13 protein-coding genes, 2 tRNA genes and 4 rRNA genes are annotated in these 18,982 nt (G+C 63.1%); 10 read left to right on the forward strand and 9 right to left on the reverse strand.

Annotated features, from left to right (window positions below; all coding sequences use genetic code 11):
- Positions 1 to 63 precede the first annotated feature (63 nt).
- Positions 64 to 696 (forward strand): GNAT family N-acetyltransferase, encoded by a 633-nt coding sequence (locus tag ACEN96_RS26000; protein WP_495585908.1) that lies wholly within the window; start codon positions 64 to 66, stop codon positions 694 to 696.
- 54 nt (positions 697 to 750) lie between these two features.
- Here the strand turns inward: ACEN96_RS26000 and ACEN96_RS26005 are convergent, their stop codons facing one another.
- Positions 751 to 1,923, reverse strand: a complete 1,173-nt coding sequence (locus ACEN96_RS26005; protein ID WP_495585909.1) for a PQQ-dependent sugar dehydrogenase — start codon at positions 1,921 to 1,923, stop codon at positions 751 to 753.
- 239 nt (positions 1,924 to 2,162) lie between these two features.
- On the opposite strand from ACEN96_RS26005, the gene fusA reads away from it, so the two are divergent.
- The 6 genes from fusA (at position 2,163) to ACEN96_RS26035 (ending at position 7,462) form a co-directional block, all read left to right on the forward strand.
- On the forward strand, positions 2,163 to 4,292 hold the full coding sequence (fusA, locus tag ACEN96_RS26010; protein ID WP_495585910.1) for an elongation factor G: 2,130 nt from the start codon (positions 2,163 to 2,165) through the stop codon (positions 4,290 to 4,292).
- 68 nt (positions 4,293 to 4,360) lie between these two features.
- Entirely contained in the window at positions 4,361 to 4,951 is a 591-nt protein-coding gene (locus ACEN96_RS26015; RefSeq protein WP_495585911.1) for a hypothetical protein, read from the forward strand.
- A 313-nt stretch (positions 4,952 to 5,264) separates the two neighbouring features.
- Positions 5,265 to 5,450 (forward strand): hypothetical protein, encoded by a 186-nt coding sequence (locus ACEN96_RS26020; protein WP_495585912.1) that lies wholly within the window; start codon positions 5,265 to 5,267, stop codon positions 5,448 to 5,450.
- Positions 5,451 to 5,516: 66 nt separating this feature from the next.
- The gene (locus ACEN96_RS26025; protein ID WP_495585913.1) at positions 5,517 to 5,768 is read left to right on the forward strand and encodes a hypothetical protein; all 252 of its coding nucleotides are present in this window, start codon (positions 5,517 to 5,519) and stop codon (positions 5,766 to 5,768) included.
- Between the two features lie 210 nt (positions 5,769 to 5,978).
- Positions 5,979 to 6,791 (forward strand): HDOD domain-containing protein, encoded by an 813-nt coding sequence (locus ACEN96_RS26030; RefSeq protein ID WP_495585914.1) that lies wholly within the window; start codon positions 5,979 to 5,981, stop codon positions 6,789 to 6,791.
- Between the two features lie 59 nt (positions 6,792 to 6,850).
- Positions 6,851 to 7,462, forward strand: coding sequence for a methyltransferase domain-containing protein (locus ACEN96_RS26035; protein WP_495585915.1), 612 nt, complete (start codon positions 6,851 to 6,853; stop codon positions 7,460 to 7,462).
- Between the two features lie 37 nt (positions 7,463 to 7,499).
- On the opposite strand, the gene ACEN96_RS26040 is transcribed toward ACEN96_RS26035, so the two are convergent.
- Positions 7,500 to 7,982: an Lrp/AsnC family transcriptional regulator gene (locus ACEN96_RS26040; RefSeq protein WP_495585916.1), complete on the reverse strand. Its 483-nt coding sequence runs from the start codon at positions 7,980 to 7,982 to the stop codon at positions 7,500 to 7,502.
- 138 nt (positions 7,983 to 8,120) lie between these two features.
- Between ACEN96_RS26040 and hppD the strand changes: the two genes are divergently transcribed.
- Complete coding sequence (gene hppD / locus ACEN96_RS26045; RefSeq protein WP_495585917.1) at positions 8,121 to 9,245, forward strand: 4-hydroxyphenylpyruvate dioxygenase; 1,125 nt, start codon at positions 8,121 to 8,123, stop codon at positions 9,243 to 9,245.
- Between the two features lie 3 nt (positions 9,246 to 9,248).
- Here hppD and ACEN96_RS26050 read toward each other — a convergent pair whose 3' ends face one another.
- Complete coding sequence (locus ACEN96_RS26050) at positions 9,249 to 10,193, reverse strand: esterase/lipase family protein (RefSeq protein WP_495585918.1); 945 nt, start codon at positions 10,191 to 10,193, stop codon at positions 9,249 to 9,251.
- A 173-nt stretch (positions 10,194 to 10,366) separates the two neighbouring features.
- Here ACEN96_RS26050 and ACEN96_RS26055 point away from each other — a divergent pair, with 173 nt between their 5' ends.
- A complete protein-coding gene (locus tag ACEN96_RS26055) occupies positions 10,367 to 12,061 on the forward strand; it encodes a long-chain-fatty-acid--CoA ligase (protein WP_495585919.1) in 1,695 nt (564 codons plus the stop codon).
- Between the two features lie 25 nt (positions 12,062 to 12,086).
- Positions 12,087 to 13,049 (forward strand): MBL fold metallo-hydrolase, encoded by a 963-nt coding sequence (locus ACEN96_RS26060; protein ID WP_495585920.1) that lies wholly within the window; start codon positions 12,087 to 12,089, stop codon positions 13,047 to 13,049.
- Positions 13,050 to 13,071: 22 nt separating this feature from the next.
- Here ACEN96_RS26060 and rrf (ACEN96_RS26065) read toward each other — a convergent pair.
- From rrf (ACEN96_RS26065) to rrf (ACEN96_RS26090), 6 genes are all read right to left on the reverse strand, one after another.
- Positions 13,072 to 13,184: ribosomal RNA gene (gene rrf, locus ACEN96_RS26065) — 5S ribosomal RNA — on the reverse strand.
- A gap of 161 nt (positions 13,185 to 13,345) precedes the next feature.
- Positions 13,346 to 16,226, reverse strand: a 23S ribosomal RNA gene (locus tag ACEN96_RS26070).
- 306 nt (positions 16,227 to 16,532) lie between these two features.
- Positions 16,533 to 16,608 (reverse strand) — tRNA-Ala (locus tag ACEN96_RS26075).
- 35 nt (positions 16,609 to 16,643) lie between these two features.
- Positions 16,644 to 16,720, reverse strand: a tRNA-Ile gene (locus tag ACEN96_RS26080).
- Between the two features lie 178 nt (positions 16,721 to 16,898).
- Positions 16,899 to 18,427: ribosomal RNA gene (locus ACEN96_RS26085) — 16S ribosomal RNA — on the reverse strand.
- A 391-nt stretch (positions 18,428 to 18,818) separates the two neighbouring features.
- A 5S ribosomal RNA gene (gene rrf / locus ACEN96_RS26090) occupies positions 18,819 to 18,931 on the reverse strand.
- Together the 16S, 23S and 5S rRNA genes with 2 tRNA genes alongside form the textbook arrangement of a ribosomal RNA operon.
- Between the last annotated feature and the right edge of the window lie 51 nt (positions 18,932 to 18,982).

Consider the following 18,982-nt stretch of genomic DNA (forward strand, 5'->3'; position numbering starts at 1 on the left):
GTCCGCGATCCACGAGGTCGTCCGCGTCGGGGCGCCCTTGTTCGAGACCTGGAGTCACCGCCCATGCATGTCGCCCTCAATCCCACGGCCATCCACGCCCGAGCCCCGCGCGCCCTCAACCCGCTGGCCAGCGACGACGCGGCCGCGCCGCAGCTGCGGCGCGCGCCCATCGAGGTCGTCAAGCTGTCCTCCCGTGACCTGCAATGGCTGCCGGCGCTGACCACGCTGCTGATCGACAACGTCCATCAAGGCGCGTCGCTGGGCTTCCTGGCGCCGCTGTCGCGCTACCAGGCGCTGGACTACTGGCATGGCGTCTTCGCGCGGCTGGGCCAGCATCACCAGCTGTGGATCGCGTGCGAATCGGAAGGCCCGGGCCGGCTGCTGGGCGCGGTCCAGCTGTCGCTGTGCCCGCTGGCCAATGCGCACCACCGTGGGGAGGTGCAGCGGCTGATGGTGCACAGCCAGGAGCGCAGCCGCGGGGTGGCCGGCCAGCTGATGTCGCGCCTGGAATGCGCGGCGGCGACGCAAGGCCGCTACCTGCTGAGGCTGGAGACCTGCGCCGATTCACAGGCCGAGTCGGTGTTCGCGCATCTGGGCTGGCAGCGCGCGGGTCAGATCCCCGACCACTGCCATGGCGCCGAAGGACAACTGCAGGCCGCCGCGCTCTACTGGAAGCGTCTGCCCCACCTGGTGTGAACGGCTTCCCACGACCCTCATCGCGCGACGGCGCTTTACTGGAAGCGGCTGGCGTCAGCGTGACAGGCGCATCAGCTTGCCGCCATCGGTGACGGTCAGCAGCGAGCCGTCACGCGCCTGGATCACGTCGCGGAAGCGCTCGCCCAGGTCGCCGAACATCTTCTCCGTGCCCGTCACCGTGTCGCCGTTCACCGTGATGCGCCAGAGCGCCATGCCCGCCAGCGAGCCCGAGATCAGTTGCCCGCGCCACTCGGGGAACATGTCGCCGGTGTAGAAGACCAGTCCGGCCGGCGCGATCGAGATCGGCGTCCACATGGTCAGCGGCTCGACATAGTCCGGCGCATGCGTGCCGCCGCCGATCCGGCAGGCGTCGCCCACCGGCGAGCCGTACGGACAGCCGTAGCTCTTCACCGGCCAGCCGTAGTTCTGGCCGGCGCGCGCGATGTTGACCTCGTCGCCGCCTTGCGGGCCGTGCTCGGTGATCCAGAGCTCGCCGGTGGCGGGGTGCAGCGCCGCGCCCTGGATGTTGCGGTGGCCGTAGCTCCAGATGCCGGGCTTGGCGCCCGAGGCGAACTTGGGGTTGTCGGCCGGGACGCTGCCGTCGCGGTTCACGCGGATCACCTTGCCCAGCGTCTGCTGCAAGTCCTGCGAGGGACTGCCCTTCATGCGCTCGCCGGTGGTGATGTAGAGCGTCTTGTCGCGCGCGAAGACCAGGCGCGAGCCGTAATGCCCCGGGCTGTCGACCTTCGGCGACTGGCGGAAGATCACCTGCACGTCGGTCAGCGCGTCGCCCTCGAGCCGGCCGCGCGCCACCGAGGTGCCGGCCTTGCCGGCCTCGGCGCCGGTGCCCGGCTCGGAGTAGGAGACATAGACCCAGTTGCCGCCGGCGCTGGCGAAGTCCGGATCGAGCGCGATGCCCAGCAGGCCGCCCTGACCGCTGTCCAGCACCTTGGGCACGCCGCTGAGCGTCGCCTCCTTGGCGCCCGCCGCGGATAGCCGCACGATCGAGCCGCCCTTCTGCGTCACCAGCAGCCGGCCATCGGGCAATTGCGCGATGCCCCAGGGGCGGTCCAGGCCGCTGCTCAGCGTCTGCATGGCCGGCGCCGACGCGCCGCCTCCCGGCTGGGCCGGGGCCGCCGTGTCACCGCCGCTTCCGCCGCCACCACCGCCGCAGGCGGCGGCCGCCACCGCGACCGCCAGGGTCGACATCCATCCCGTCAGGCTCATGTCCGCTGCTCCTCGTGTCCGCCGGAGGTCCTGCGTGAGGCCGGCGCGTCGCGGCCTCACGATTCCGTGAAGGCCCCGAGTCTAGGCCGCGTCCGCGCCGCGGCGGTGAACGTCGCCCATCCGCCCATCCACCCCGCCGGCCCGGATGCCCCTCGCTTGTGCAGGGCGGGCGCTTCCTCTACGCTGGCCGCAATCCGGCTCCAGCCCCACGTCCAACTCTTGCCTGAGAGGAGCGAGCCATGGCCCCCAATCCCACCTCCGATCCGGAGGGCACTTCCGCCGGCAGCCCAGGCGGCGCCGCGGTGCCCCAACACCCTGGCATCGCGGCGATCCGCAGCCTGGCGCTGGCCGGTCCGGCCGGCGCCGGCAAGACCTCGCTGGCCGAGGCCCTGCTGCTCAAGGCCGGCGCCATCAAGACCGCCGGCAGCGTCGAGAAGGGCAACACGGTCAGCGACCATGACCCGCTGGAGAAACGGATGCAGCACTCGCTGCAGACCGCGCAGATGCATCTGCTGCACGACGGGCTGCGGGTGCACCTGCTCGACACGCCGGGAGCGCCCGATTTCATCGGCCAGGCGCTGCCCGCGCTGGAGGCGGTCGAATCGGTCGCCATCGTCATCAATGCCCAGACCGGCCTGGAGCTCATGGTCAAGCGGATGATGGAGGCGGCCGCGGGCCGCGGCCTCACGCGGCTCATCGTCGTCAACAAGATCGACGCCCCCGGTGTCGACGCGCAGGCGCTGCTGGGCCAGCTGCAGGAGGCCTTCGGCCGCGAATGCCTGCCGCTGAACCTGCCCGCCGCCGGCGGCGCGCGCGTGCAGGACTGCTTCTTCGGCTGCAGCGGCGACACCGATTTCGGCTCGGTCGAGGACGCGCATCGCGCGCTGGTCGAGCAGGTGGTCGAGGTCGATCCCGACTTCGTCGACCGCTACCTCAACGACGGCGACGTGCCCGCCTCCGAGCTGCATGCGCCGCTGGAGCAGGCTTTCCGCGAGGGCCACCTGATCCCGGTGTGCTTCGTCTCCGCGCGCACCGGCGCGGGCGTGGCCGAGCTGCTCGACGTCATCGAGAAGCTGCTGCCCAATCCCTACGAGGCCAACCCGCCGCAGTTCCTGCGCCGCGAGGGCGAGGCCGCCGAGCCGCTGCTCGTCGACATGGATCCCGCGCAGCACGTGGTCGCCCATGTCTTCAAGATCCAGTCGGATCCCTACCTCGGCAAGCTCGCGATGCTGCGCGTGCACCAGGGCACGCTCAGGAAGAACGCCCAGCTCTATGTCGGCCACGCGCGCAAGGCGGTGCGGGTCGCGCATCTGTTCCTGCTGCAGGGCAAGGAGCACGTCGAGATCGAGCAGGCGCTGCCCGGCGACCTGTGCGCGCTGGCCAAGCTCGAGGAGCTCCATTACGACGCGGTGCTGCACGACGCGCCCGAGGACGAGCATCTGCATCTGGCGCCGATCGCGCTGCCCACGCCGGTGCACGGCGTGGCGATCCGGCCGAGCCGCCATGGCGACGAGCAGCGGCTGTGGGAGGTGCTCTCGCGCCTGGTCGAGGAGGATCCCTGCCTGCGCCTGGAGCGCGGCGGCGATCAGGAGGGACTCGGCCCGCAGGGCGGGGAGACGCTGGTCTACGGGCTCGGCGAGCTGCACCTGCGCGTGCTGCTGGAGCGGCTGAAGGAGACCTACAAGTTCGACGTCCAGACCCAGCCGCCGCGCATCGCCTATCGCGAGACGATCACGGCCAGGGCCGAAGGCCATCACCGCCACAAGAAGCAGACCGGTGGCGCCGGCCAGTTCGGCGAGGTCTGGCTGCGCATCGAGCCGCTGGAGCGCGGCGCCGGCTTCGAGTTCCGCGACGAGGTCAAGGGCGGCACGATCCCGGGCCAGTTCATGCCGGCCGTCGAGAAGGGCGTGCGGCAGGCGCTGGCGCAGGGCGTGGTGGCCGGCTATCCGGTGGTGGACCTGCGGGTGACGGTCTTCGATGGGAAGCACCATTCGGTGGACTCCAAGGAGGTCGCCTTCATCACCGCCGGCAAGAAGGCGCTGATCGCGGCGGTGCGCGAGGCGCGGCCCGTGGTGCTCGAGCCGATCGTGCAGGTCGAGATCAGCGCCCCGGAGAGCGCCACCGGCGACATCACCGGCGACCTGGCGTCGCGGCGCGGTCAGGTGCTGGGCACGCGCAGCAGCGTGCCGGGGCTGATCGGCGTCGAGGGGCTGGCGCCGCTGGCGGAGCTGAGCGCCTACCAGAACCGCCTCAACGCGATGACGAGCGGCCAGGGACGCTACACGATGGTGCTGTCGCATTACGAGGCGGTGCCCCCCAACACGCAGTCTCAACTCGCCGCGGGCTACCACCTCAAGGACGAGGAGTGAGCCCCTGGTCCGGCCCGGCCCCCGGATGGGCGGCCGGGCGTTTGTGAACGAAGCTTTATCATTGGGGGATGTGTTCCGCCCCCCGCGACGTCGCGCAGATCCGCCTGGACAACGCGATGCGCCTGTTCGACGAGTTTGTCGCCGCGACGATCAAACATCCCGATGCCGCCGCGTTGCGCGGCCTGGAGCGCCGTTTCGCCGAGCGCCTCCAGATCCAGCCCAGCTATTGGAGCCAGATCAAGAGCCGCTCGCGCCAGATCGGCGAACGGCTGGCCCGGCAGTTCGAACAGCTCAGCCACAAGCCGGGCGGCTGGATGGACCAGGAACATGGCGCCCTCGGCGCCACGCCGGCGATGCCCGGCCTGGGCAACGCGGCTTTATCAAGCGCAAGCCGCCCGGCACCCGCGGAGCAGTCGCCCAGCCTGCCTCAGGACGATGACGAGCGCTTCATCGTCGGCCTGGTCCTGACGTACTACCGCCGCCATCCGCAGCGCGCGCGCACGCGCCTGCTGGATCTGCTCGGCGAAGTGCTGACGCCGCCCGCCGCCATCGCGCCGCCGGCGCCCGCGCCGAAGGCCGCCGCGCCCGCCACCGCCGAGGTGGACGAGTGGCGCAAGCTGCAGCAGAGCATCGCGCCGCTCAAGGGCAAGAAGCGCTGATGCAGCGCTGAACCCGCGACCCCGCGGCCTCCGCGCCTCTCCCGTTCCGTTCCCGCCCCGGCCGTCGCCGGGCTCGCTGCGCCATGGCATCAGCGCGGCGCGCCCGCGCCCGCGTTCGGGAAGAGACGTGCCCGCGCCCGTCCCGTCGCCGGGGGACAACGTCAGATAAAAACCGCTTGCGCTTGATAATCAGATGTTTATCATCTGCGCAACTTTGGAGCCCCCGCCGCAGCGGTCGCGTCTTGCGCGACCGCCCCGGGACCGCGGCGCTCCCTCTCACCAACCGATTCGTCTGTCATCACAGGAGGCTGCCATGGCCCAGTTCGTTACTCCCCGTCCGCGTCTTGCCATGACACCGCGCAAGCCGCGCAACCCCTTCGTGGCCCTGGGCCACGGCCGCTCCGCGGGCCGCCATGGCCCCACCGCCGGCGGCCGGCGCCAGCAGGAACAGCAAGCGCTGAAGCGTGCGCTTCAGCGGTACGACGACTTCAGCCCTTGAGCGGGCCGCCTCCGGCGGATCGGGATGTCTTCCCGGTCCGGCGCAGGCCGCCCAGGGAGACAAGACATGCAAGAGATCACCTTGATGCCGGGCCGCATGCATGGCCTGGCCCGCCAGCAGAGCCTGAGGGGCTGGCTGGCGATCCTGCTGCTCAGCGCCGGCGGGCGCCTGATCAGCTGGGCCTGGCGCGTCGCGCCAGCGGCGCGCCGCGATGAAGCGGCCGCCGGCCTGGAGTTCCACGCCGATGCCGACGGCAGCGGCCGGCTCTATGTCAACGGCCAATTGCGGGGCACCCTCTCGGGTGTGCGGCGGCTGTGATGCCCGTCTGGCTGGCGGTCATCCTGGCCGCGGTGGGGATCAAGCTCGCGGACGCCGAGCCGATATACGATGAACGATCACCGTGTATCGCCGCCCACGCGGCGACCTCGCCTCATGACTCAGAGCGTCCCGCCCGCTGCCTCTGCCCCGCCGGGGAACGGAGGGGGGAATCCGCCGGTTCCGCCTCCGTTCCAGCCGCTGACCCGGCCCTTGCCGGACCTGGCGGCGTGGACGGCGCACTTCCGCGGCATGGAGATTCCAGTGCTGGCCAGCACGGCCGAGCAACTGGAACTCTGGCGCGCGAATGAGGACGCGGTCGACGCGCACCTCCTCGGCGAGGTCCTGAGCAAGGACCCGCTGATGACGCTCAAGGTGCTGGCGCATGCCGCATCGCAGCGTTCCAGCCGGCTGCTGACCGACGCCGAGACGGTCACCGCCGCGCTGGTGCTGATGGGCATCACCCCCTTCTTCCGCAACTTTGGCGAGCAGCCCACGGTCGAGCAGCGCCTGGCCTCACGCCCCGAGGCGCTCGCCGGCGTCCAGCGCGTGCTGCATCGCGCCGAGCGCGCGGCCCGTTTCGCGCTGGGCTTCGCCGCGCACCGCGTCGATCCCGACGCCGCCGTCATCCACAGCGCGGCGCTGCTGCACGATTTCTCGGAGATGCTGTTGTGGTGCGAGGCCCCCGACCTGGCGCTGGAGATCCAGCGCCGGCAGCAGGCCGATCCGGCACTGCGCAGCGTCGCGGCGCAGCGCGCGGTGCTCGGCGTCGAGCTCGGCGACCTCGAGCAGGCGTTGATGCGAAGCTGGCATCTGCCCGAACTCCTCGCCCACATCGTCGATGACAAGAAGAGCCACGACCCGCAGGTCCGCTCGGTCATGCTGGCGGTGCGGCTCGCGCGGCACACCGCGCAGAGCTGGGAGAACCCGGCGGTGCCCGACGACCTCATCGAGATCGGCGAGCTGCTGAGCCTGTCCCCTGCCCACACCCTGAAGCTGGTCCACGAGGTCGACGGCACCGTCTGAGCGCCACGCGCGGTAGGCTGGGCGTCTTCATGACGGCGCGACCCGCGCGAGGAGACGACATGGCTGGCCCCGACCGCGAGTTCTGGCAACAACGATTCGAGACCGGACAGACCGGTTGGGACCGCGGTGCACCGCATCCCCAGTTGGCCGCCTGGCTCGAGGCAGGCGTGCTGCCGAAGGGCGCGCGCATCGCGGTGCCCGGCTGCGGCCGCGGCCATGAGCTGTCGGTGCTGGCGCGGGCGGGGCTCGACGTGACGGGACTGGATTACACGCCGGCCGCCGTTGAAATCGCCCGGGCCAGGCTGAAGCAGGAGCAGTTGCCCGGCCGCGTCGAACAGGCGGATGTGCTGGCCTGGCGCCCGGACCAGCCGCTGGACCTGGTCTATGAACAGACCTGCCTCTGCGCCCTTCATCCCGACCAGTGGACCACCTATGCCGAGCAGCTGCAGCGCTGGCTGAAGCCGGGCGGCCGCCTGCTGGCGCTCTTCATGCAGGCCCGCCGCGAGGAGTCGGAGCAAGGCCAGGTCATCGGTCCGCCCTACCACTGCGACGTCAACGCGATGCGCGCGCTGTTCCCCCTCTCGCTGTGGAAGTGGCCCGCGCCTCCCTACGTCCAGCGCCCCCATGAGCGGGGCTGGTTCGAGCTCGCCGTGGTGCTGGAGCGCCGTTGAGCCACCGGCTCGGCGCGCGCTCGCCAAGGCGGGCGGATCAGACCGGCATGGCCGTCGTGTTCTTGAGCCGGTCCAGGACGAAACTGGTCTTGCAGTCCTGCACGCTGGGGTGGCGCAGCAGCGTATCGCTGATGAAGCGCGCGTAATGGCTCATGTCCTCGACGAGGACACGCAGGAGATAGTCCATCTCCCCCGTGAGGGCCGCGCATTCCACCACTTCGGGCCAGGTCTGCACCGCCGCCCGGAAGAGGTCCATCGGCGTGCGCTTGTGACTCTCGGTGTGCTTTTCGAGTCGCACGTTGATATAGGCGGTCAGGCCCAGGCCCACGCGCTCCGGGTTGACCAGCGCGACGTAGGCGGTGATCACGCCGCCCTCCTCCAGCCAGCGCACGCGGCGCAGGACCGCGGACGACGACAGGTTCACCTGCGCCGCCAGCGCGTCGTAGGTCATCCTCCCGTCCGCCTGGAGAGCCTGGAGGATGCGCCGGTCGATCGCATCGAGCTCGATCTGCTTGTCCATCTGCAGATTCTTGCAGGAATCTTGCGCACCCGCCCTTGGGTGCGCCCCGGATCGCAGTAATCCTGCGCCCCCCTCCTCCTACAGTTTCGCCATCGCATTCCTGATCAGATCCCCTTGACCGGGGCACCGGAGACACGCATGGCATTCACTCCCTGGGACAACCCGATGGGCACGGACGGCTTCGAGTTCATCGAGTTCGCCGCCCCCGATCCCGCCGCGCTGGGCGCGCTGTTCACGTCGATGGGCTTCACCGCCGTCGCCCGCCACCGCCACAAGAACGTCACGCTGTACCGCCAGGGCGACATCAACTTCATCATCAACGCCGAGCAGGACGCCTTCGCCCAACGCTTCGCGCGGCTGCACGGCCCGTCGATCTGCGCGATCGCGTTCCGCGTCAAGGACGCCGCCTTCGCCTATCAGCGCGCGCTGGAACTCGGCGCCTGGGGCTTCGACAACAAGGCCGGCCCGATGGAGCTGAACATCCCGGCCATCAAGGGCATCGGCGACTCGCTGATCTACTTCGTCGATCGCTGGCAGGGCAAGAACGGCGCAGCGCCGGGTGAGATCGGCAACATCAGCATCTACGACGTCGACTTCGTCCCGCTGCTCGACGCCGAGGGCAAGCCGGTCCCGTCGACGCCCAAGGGCCATGGCCTGACCTACATCGATCACCTGACCCACAACGTCTTCCGCGGCCGGATGAAGGAATGGGCCGAGTTCTATGAGCGCCTGTTCAACTTCCGCGAGGTCCGCTACTTCGACATCGAGGGCAAGCTGACCGGCCTGAAGTCCAAGGCGATGACCAGCCCCTGCGGCAAGATCCGCATCCCGATCAACGAGAGCAGCGACGACAAGAGCCAGATCGCCGAGTATCTGGACCTCTATCACGGCGAAGGCATCCAGCACGTCGCGCTGGGCACCGACGACATCTACGGCACCGTCGAGGGGATGAAGGACACGGGGGTCACGTTCCAGGACACCATCGACACCTATTACGACCTGGTCCCCAAGCGCCTGCCCGAGCACAAGGAGAACCTGGACGAGCTGCGCCGGCTGCGCATCCTGATCGATGGCGCCGCCCATCAGGGCGCGCCGCACGAGCTGCTGCTGCAGATCTTCACGAAGGAGGTGATCGGACCGATCTTCTTCGAGATCATCCAGCGCAAGGGCAACGAGGGCTTCGGCGAAGGCAACTTCAAGGCGCTGTTCGAGAGCATCGAGCTCGACCAGATCCGCCGCGGCGTCCTGAAGGCCGATGCCTGATCGCTATGCTGACTTCGCGCTGACGCGGCCCACCTCGGCGGTGGACTCGTCGAGCAGCGCGAGCGCCCGTTGGAGGGCCTGTGGCTCGAAGACGAGCTGCAGGTGCCCCCGCGCCGGGAGGTGCAAGACACGGGCGCCGGGAAGGATCGCCGTCTCCGACGGGAACACGATCTGGTCGCAGTGCCCATAGAGGCAATCGAAGCGGCCCGCCAGGTGCGGCGGCTCGTCGCGCGCCAACTGGTTCAGCCATTCGGAGTCGCCCCGCATCTGCCGGGCGTTCTCCGTCGTCCCCAACTTCGCCAGCAGCGTGCCGTGGTGCGGTGTGCCGAGCGTCAGGATGCGGTGGATGCGGCCGAAGTCGTGCCCGGTGCTACGCCACCAGGCTCGCGCGCTCAAGCCCCCCATGCTGTGGGCAACGATCAATGGCGGCAGGCCGGTACGCTCGTGCAGGGCGCGCATCGCCGCATCGACGTGGGGGACATAGCTTTCGATCGACCCGAAGGCCGGCTCCTGCGTGAGCGCGACGAAGGGGACGCCGCGATGCCTCAGGGCCCTCATCCAGCCATTCCAAAGACCACGGTTGCAGTTGTACCCATGCAGGAAGAGCACGCCTCGGCGGCCCCGCGCCTCCTGCGCGTCGGGGAGGAAGTCCGGTTCCTGATGCTCCGCCCAGGGCTGCTGCCAACCGAACACTCGGGTCACCGCGACAACCTCGCGCCACCAAGCCTGCAGCAGGTCCCCCATCGGAGCGACCGGCAGCCCGGGCGCCGGCGGCACGAATCGCAACGCCAGGAAATGCGGAAGCATCACCAGGGGTGAACCCAGCACGAAAAGCGCGAGCACGCCAATGCCCGCCCAGGCGTTCCAGTGCATGCCGGCACCCAGAGCGAGCAGCGGTCCGACGATCCAACGAAACAAGAAAGTGAGGCGCTGCAGCCTGCCGTTCATCCGGACTCCGCGATCGAAAATGGGCGAGTGTAGGCGCCGGTGTGCCGGTCAGGGACTGTCCCTCACGTGACGGCACGGCCTAGGGCATCCCCGCTACGAGGTGGCCGCACCAGCAGCCAGCATCGATGGATCCCTTGAGGGCCCTTTCGACATCAAGAACGCGACGAGGAGACATGAGCGCAACCTACGCCGACAAGCCCTGGCTTAAGAACTACCCACCTGGCGTTCCCGCCGAGATCCCGGTCGATGTCTATCCCTCGCTGGTGGCCCTGCTCGAGGAGGCTTTTCGAAAGCATGCGCGGCGGGATGCCGCTGCCTGCATGGATCAGCGTCTCACGTTCGCGCAGGTGGACGAGCTCTCGAGCGCGCTGGGCGCCTGGCTGCAAGCACGCGGACTGGCACAGGGTGCGCGTGTCGCCGTCATGATGCCCAACGTCCTGCAGTACATGGTGGCCATCGCCGCCATCCTGCGTGCCGGGTTCGTCGTCGTGAACGTGAACCCGCTCTACACGCCCCGGGAACTGGAGCACCAGCTGGCGGACTCCGGCGCCGAGGCCATCATCGTGCTCGAGAACTTCGCGAAGACCTTGTCCGAGGTGGTCGAGCGAACACAGGTCAAACACGTGCTTCTCACCGGGCTCGGCGACATGCTCGGGTGGTGGAAAGGACCGCTGGTCAATTTCGCGGTGCGGCACGTCAAGAAGATGGTGCCCGAGTTTCGGCTTCCCCTCACCAGCGGTCGCACGGTGACTCGCTTCAACCGAGCGCTGTCTGACGGCGCGCGTCTGAAGTTGAAACCCGTGCAAATCAAGGCCGACGATCCCGCGTTTCTTCAGTACACGGGAGGAACGACAGGACTGTCCAAGGGTGCCACGCTACTTCACCGCAATATCGTTGCCAATATCCTGCAAAGCGAGGCCTGGTTTGCTCCCATGCTCAACAAGCTTGGCGATAAACCGTTGACCATTGTTTGTGCACTGCCGCTCTATCACATCTTCGCACTGACGGCCTGCTATATGCTGGGCGCGCGCATGGGAATCATGAATCTGCTGATCACGAATCCCCGCGATATCCCCGGACTGATTGCAACGCTGCGGAACTATCGCGTGAACATGTTCCCGGCTGTGAATACGCTGTTCAATGCACTGGCCAATGAGCCAGCCTTCTCCAAGCTGGATTTCAGCGAATTGGTGATTTCCAATGGCGGCGGCATGGCAGTACAGCAGGCGACCGCTGAGAAGTGGGCTCGAATCACGGGATGTCCAGTGGTCGAGGGATATGGGCTTTCCGAAACTTCCCCAGTTGCCACGGTCAATCGTCTCGACCTCGATCAGTTCACGGGCTCAATCGGCCTGCCTGTTCCCAACACGGAGATCGCGATTCGAGACGATGCGGGCAACGATGTACCGCTCGGCGAGCGCGGGGAAATTTGCATCCGCGGCCCCCAGGTGATGGCCGGGTACTGGAACCGCCCCGAAGAAACAGCGCAAGCCATCGGTCCGGACGGGTTCTTCAAGACCGGCGATATCGGCGTGATGGACCTCGACGGCTTCACTCGAATCGTTGATCGCAAGAAGGACATGATCCTGGTCAGCGGCTTTAATGTCTACCCGACTGAGATTGAGCAGGTGGTCAATCTCCATCCCGGTGTCCTCGAGTGCGCTGCGATCGGAGTGCCAGACCCGCATTCTGGCGAAGCAGTCAAGCTCTTTGTCATCAAGAAGGATACGGCACTTGCCGAGGAAGACCTCTCCAACTATTGCCACAAGCAATTGACCGGATACAAGCGACCAAAATATATCGAGTTTCGAGATGAATTGCCAAAAACCAATGTTGGCAAGATCTTGAGGCGAGAATTGCGCCACTAGGCAGGGGAAGGCGCGGAAGCTTCTTATGCTGCCAACAGGCGTCAGCGTCCTCGAGCGGGGATGGCTCTCTTCAAACAATGTCATCCTGCATGCGGCGACACTAGACGAGGGCGCGGTTGTGATCGACACCGGGTACGCCACTCACGCAGCGCAAACCTTGGAGCTGGTGAACTCGGCCTTGTCTCCAGGAGAGTCGATCCGCTTCATTGCCAACACCCATCTTCACTCCGACCACTGCGGAGGAAATGCGGTCCTGGCGACGGCGTATGGCTGTCCAATCTATATCCCGCCCGGTCAATTTGAGGCAGCCGAACGATGGGACGAAACGGCACTCAGTTTCAAAGCCACAGGGCAGCGTTGCGCCGCGTTCGTTCCCGCTGGAAAGCTTCAACCGGGAGACGCCATTTGGCAAGGCAGACGGGAATGGCAGATTCATGCCGCTCCAGGCCACGATCCCCACTCAATCATTTTGTTCGAGCCGGCAAGCCGCACCTTGATCTCGGCCGATGCGCTCTGGGAGACGGGATTCGGCATCGTCTTCCCAGAGCTTGACGGAATAGACGCCTTTGACGAAGTCGAGGCAACTCTCGACGTCATCGAAGGGCTCAAGCCTGCGCTTGTCATCCCTGGGCATGGGGCGCCCTTTCAGACCGTCGCACCTGCGTTGCAGGTGTCTCGCAGTCGTCTGACGCACTATCGGCGCCACCCCGTTCGACATGCCGCAAGCGCCATGAAGGCGCTTGTCGTCTTCCATATGTTGGAAATTCGTCAGTGCCCTCGCGAAGAACTTTATCGATGGCTAAAGACGACACCCGTTGTCGTTCGGACCCGTGAGCGGTATTTCGCGCATGTTGACACCGAGGAATGGGCTTCGAATGTTTTGGCCGATTTGCTCGGCGCCGGAATTCTTCTGGAGTCCGACGAGCAAATATTCGTCACTCCACGAGAAATCGAAGCCCCAAAGCAAAAACCCCTCGACCAATACTGATCGAGGGGTTTGCGGGATATTAGCCTGACGATGACCTACTTTCACACGGGAATCCGCACTATCATCGGCGCTGAGTCGTTTCACGGTCCTGTTCGGGATGGGAAGGGGTGGGACCGACTCGCTATGGTCATCAGGCTTGACTGGTTGGCTGGTTGTCGCTGGGGACAACAAGCCCAATTCGGTAGAGTTCGAATCAGCTTTTGATTGCGTCTTCAAGTTTGAAGAACGGTTTCGATCGAATGAATTTCGATCCGCGTGACACCTGTCTTTGATGTCGTCTGGACTATCAAAGTTATAGGGTCAAGCCGCACGGGCAATTAGTACTGGTTAGCTTAACGCATTACTGCGCTTCCACACCCAGCCTATCAACGTCCTGGTCTTGAACGACCCTTCAGGGGGCTCTAGGCCCCGGCAAGACTCATCTTGAGACGAGTTTCCCGCTTAGATGCTTTCAGCGGTTATCTCTTCCGCACTTAGCTACTCGGCGATGCCACTGGCGTGACAACCGATACACCAGAGGTGCGTCCACTCCGGTCCTCTCGTACTAGGAGCAGGCTCTCTCAATCTTGCAGCGCCCACGGAAGATAGGGACCAAACTGTCTCACGACGTTTTAAACCCAGCTCACGTACCTCTTTAAATGGCGAACAGCCATACCCTTGGGACCGGCTACAGCCCCAGGATGAGATGAGCCGACATCGAGGTGCCAAACACCGCCGTCGATATGAACTCTTGGGCGGTATCAGCCTGTTATCCCCAGAGTACCTTTTATCCGTTGAGCGATGGCCCTTCCATACAGAACCACCGGATCACTTTGTCCTACTTTCGTACCTGCTCGACTTGTCAGTCTCGCAGTCAAGCACGCTTATGCCAATGCACTATCAACACGATTTCCGACCGTATTTAGCGTACCTTCGAACTCCTCCGTTACACTTTGGGAGGAGACCGCCCCAGTCAAACTGCCCACCATACACTGTCCCCAACCCGGATAACGGGCCAAGGTTAGAACCTCAAACACACCAGGGTGGTATTTCAACGTTGGCTCCACCTGATCTAGCGACCAGGTTTCAAAGCCTCCCACCTATCCTACACAGATCTGTTCAAAGTCCAATGTAAAGCTACAGTAAAGGTTCATGGGGTCTTTCCGTCTTTCCGCGGGGAGATTGCATCATCACAAACATTTCAACTTCGCTGAGTCTCTGGAGGAGACAGTGTGGCCATCGTTACGCCATTCGTGCAGGTCGGAACTTACCCGACAAGGAATTTCGCTACCTTAGGACCGTTATAGTTACGGCCGCCGTTTACTGGGACTTCAGTCAAGAGCTTGCACCCCATCATTTAATCTTCCAGCACCGGGCAGGCGTCACACCCTATACGTCGACTTTCGTCTTTGCAGAGTGCTGTGTTTTTAATAAACAGTCGCAGCCACCGATTATCTGCGGCCTCATTGGGCTCCACCCGCGGGGGCTTCACCTACTAAAGGCACACCTTCTTCCGAAGTTACGGTGTCAATTTGCCGAGTTCCTTCTCCAGAGTTCTCTCAAGCGCCTTAGAATACTCATCTCGCGCACCAGTGTCGGTTTGCGGTACGGTCGTCAATAGCTGAAGCTTAGTGGCTTTTCTTGGAAGCAGGGTATCACTCACTTCGTCTGCAAGCAGACTCGTTATCACACCTCAGCTAAGCTCTCCGGATTTGCCTAAAGAGCACGCCTACATGCTTGAACCAGGATATCCAACACCTGGCTGAGCTAACCTTCTCCGTCCCCACATCGCACTATTGAGCGGTACAGGAATATTGACCTGTTTCCCATCAGCTACGCATCTCTGCCTCGCCTTAGGGGCCGACTCACCCTACGCCGATGAACGTTGCGTAGGAAACCTTGCGCTTACGGCGAGGGGGCTTTTCACCCCCTTTAACGCTACTCATGTCAGCATTCGCACTTCTGATACCTCCAGCAGGCCTCACGACCCACCTTCACAGGCGTACAGAACGCTCTCCTACCACGCACAGTAAACTGTGCATCCGCAGCTTCGGTAACTGGCTTAGCCCCGTTACATCTTCCGCGCAGGACGACTCGATCAGTGAGCTATTACGCTTTCTTTAAATGATGGCTGCTTCTAAGCCAACATCCTGACTGTTTTAGCCTTCCCACTTCGTTTCCCACTTAGCCAATTTTAGGGACCTTAGCTGGCGGTCTGGGTTGTTTCCCTCTTGAGTCCGGACGTTAGCACCCGGTGCTCTGTCTCCCAAGCTGTACTCTTCGGTATTCGGAGTTTGCATAGGTTTGGTAAGTCGCCATGACCCCCTAGCCTAAACAGTGCTCTACCCCCGAAGGTAATACTTGAGGCACTACCTAAATAGTTTTCGGAGAGAACCAGCTATCTCCAGGTTTGTTTAGCCTTTCACCCCTATCCACAGCTCATCCGCTAGTTTTGCAACACTAGTCGGTTCGGACCTCCAGCACCTGTTACGGTACCTTCATCCTGGCCATGGATAGATCACCTGGTTTCGGGTCTACACCCAGCGACTGAATCGCCCTATTCGGACTCGATTTCTCTACGGCTACCCTATTCGGTTAACCTCGCCACTGAATGTAAGTCGCTGACCCATTATACAAAAGGTACGCAGTCACCCTTGCGGGCTCCTACTTTTTGTATGCATGCGGTTTCAGGATCTATTTCACTCCCCTCCCGGGGTTCTTTTCGCCTTTCCCTCACGGTACTTGTTCGCTATCGGTCGATTACGAGTATTTAGCCTTGGAGGATGGTCCCCCCATATTCAGACAGGATTTCACGTGTCCCGCCCTACTCTATTCGTGCCTAGTTCCACAATCGACATTTCTCATACGGGGCTATCACCCGCTACGGCCGGACTTTCCATTCCGTTCTGATATGCCAACTGCTAAAACACGAGGGCTACTCCGATTTCGCTCGCCACTACTTTCGGAATCTCGGTTGATGTCTTTTCCTCGAGCTACTGAGATGTTTCAGTTCGCCCGGTTCGCCTCGCACACCTATGTATTCAGTGTGCGATACCTCTAAACGAGGTGGGTTTCCCCATTCGGAAATCTCCGGATCAAAGCTTATTTGCCAGCTCCCCGAAGCTTATCGCAGGCTATCACGTCCTTCTTCGCCTGTAATCGCCAAGGCATCCACCACATGCACTTAGTCACTTGACCCTATAACTTTGACATCCTCAGATGCCGTCAAGGACAGATGCTCGACAACTCGAGCATTCATTGAGTATCACGCGTTCGCCGTTCTTCAATTTCTTCTCTGAATTGCTTCAGCATTGAAGTTTGTTGACGCAATCAAATGTCGCTGGCGGCACGGTGCCGCGCGCCCCTTTACGAGCGCCAGCTTTCCGCCAGCAACGCTGATTCGACTCTACGAATTGTTAAAGAACAACAGCCGACTTCAAAAGTCGAGACTGGCAAACCACAGCAGCGCGTCGCTGCTGTGGTTTGCCAACCAGGTGTGTGAATTGGTGGAGGATGACGGGATCGAACCGACGACCCCCTGCTTGCAAAGCAGGTGCTCTCCCAGCTGAGCTAATCCCCCTGAACTCACAAGTGCGTGTTTGACACACTTGTTCGTGGTGGGTCTGGCTGGATTCGAACCAGCGACCCCCGCCTTATCAAGACGGTGCTCTAACCGACTGAGCTACAGACCCACGCATTTGTTGCCTGAGTCCGATCGCGCCAACCAGCAAGGCCAGCTCGCCAGGCTCACGCGTTATTCACTCTTCTGTTGTGTACTACAGCCGATAAGTGTGGGCGCGCTGAACTCGCTTGTGTGGACTCGACTCGATCTGCTGACCTGGGCCAGCAAACGGTCTCGTCATTCTCTAGAAAGGAGGTGATCCAGCCGCACCTTCCGATACGGCTACCTTGTTACGACTTCACCCCAGTCACGAACCCTGCCGTGGTAATCGCCCTCCTTGCGGTTAGGCTAACTACTTCTGGCAGAACCCGCTCCCATGGTGTGACGGGCGGTGTGTACAAGACCCGGGAACGTATTCACCGCGGCAAGCTGATCCGCGATTACTAGCGATTCCGACTTCACGCAGTCGAGTTGCAGACTGCGATCCGGACTACGACCGGGTTTCTGGGATTAGCTCCCCCTCGCGGGTTGGCAGCCCTCTGTCCCGGCCATTGTATGACGTGTGTAGCCCTACCCATAAGGGCCATGATGACCTGACGTCATCCCCACCTTCCTCCGGTTTGTCACCGGCAGTCTCATTAGAGTGCCCTTTCGTAGCAACTAATGACAAGGGTTGCGCTCGTTGCGGGACTTAACCCAACATCTCACGACACGAGCTGACGACGGCCATGCAGCACCTGTGTCCAGGTTCTCTTTCGAGCACTCCCACATCTCTGCAGGATTCCTGGCATGTCAAGGGTAGGTAAGGTTTTTCGCGTTGCATCGAATTAAACCACATCATCCACCGCTTGTGCGGGTCCCCGTCAATTCCTTTGAGTTTCAACCTTGCGGCCGTACTCCCCAGGCGGTCAACTTCACGCGTTAGCTACGTTACTGAGAAGAAACCCTCCCAACAACCAGTTGACATCGTTTAGGGCGTGGACTACCAGGGTATCTAATCCTGTTTGCTCCCCACGCTTTCGTGCATGAGCGTCAGTACAGGCCCAGGGGATTGCCTTCGCCATCGGTGTTCCTCCGCATATCTACGCATTTCACTGCTACACGCGGAATTCCATCCCCCTCTGCCGTACTCTAGCCATGCAGTCACAAATGCAGTTCCCAGGTTGAGCCCGGGGATTTCACATCTGTCTTGCATAACCGCCTGCGCACGCTTTACGCCCAGTAATTCCGATTAACGCTTGCACCCTACGTATTACCGCGGCTGCTGGCACGTAGTTAGCCGGTGCTTATTCTTCAGGTACCGTCATGAACCCCCGGTATTAGCAGGAGTCTTTTCTTCCCTGACAAAAGCGGTTTACAACCCGAAGGCCTTCTTCCCGCACGCGGCATGGCTGGATCAGGCTTGCGCCCATTGTCCAAAATTCCCCACTGCTGCCTCCCGTAGGAGTCTGGGCCGTGTCTCAGTCCCAGTGTGGCTGGTCGTCCTCTCAGACCAGCTACAGATCGTCGGCTTGGTAGGCCTTTACCCCACCAACTACCTAATCTGATATCGGCCGCTCCAATCGCGCGAGGTCTTGCGATCCCCCGCTTTCACCCTCAGGTCGTATGCGGTATTAGCTGCTCTTTCGAGCAGTTATCCCCCACAACTGGGCACGTTCCGATACATTACTCACCCGTTCGCCACTCGTCGCCAGGTTGCCCCGCGTTACCGTTCGACTTGCATGTGTAAGGCATGCCGCCAGCGTTCAATCTGAGCCAGGATCAAACTCTACAGTTCGATCTTGAATTCTCAACGGAATCGAACAAAGACTACTTTCATAGCTTCATTCATTTTCCGTGAGCATCTAGCGATTTAACCTTCTCAGGTCGCTCGTCCAGACGCCCACGCTTATCGGCTGTAAATTCTTAAAGAACATCGAAGCAGCTTTCGCTTCAGACTCGAGCCTTGACTCTTGCCCTTGCTTCGTCGCGTCGCTGATTTGTCGTCAGCAGCGAAGAGATGGGACTATAAACGAGTTCGTTTGAACTTGTCAAGCATCTTTTCGATCATCGTTGATGATCTTTCCGACGCTGTCCCAGCCTCACAGATCAACGCTCAAGCAAGCGCTGATCTCTGCAGGCAGAGAAAGGAACGCCCGGTCATTCAGACCGGGCGCTTCCGGATATTAGCCTGACGATGACCTACTTTCACACGGGAATCCGCACTATCATCGGCGCTGAGTCGTTTCACGGTCCTGTTCGGGATGGGAAGGGGTGGGACCGACTCGCTATGGTCATCAGGCTTGACTGGTTGGCTGGTTGTCGCTGGGGACAACAAGCCCAATTCGGTAGA

The sequence above is a fragment of the Roseateles sp. Mitsp63 genome (genome assembly GCF_059491535.1).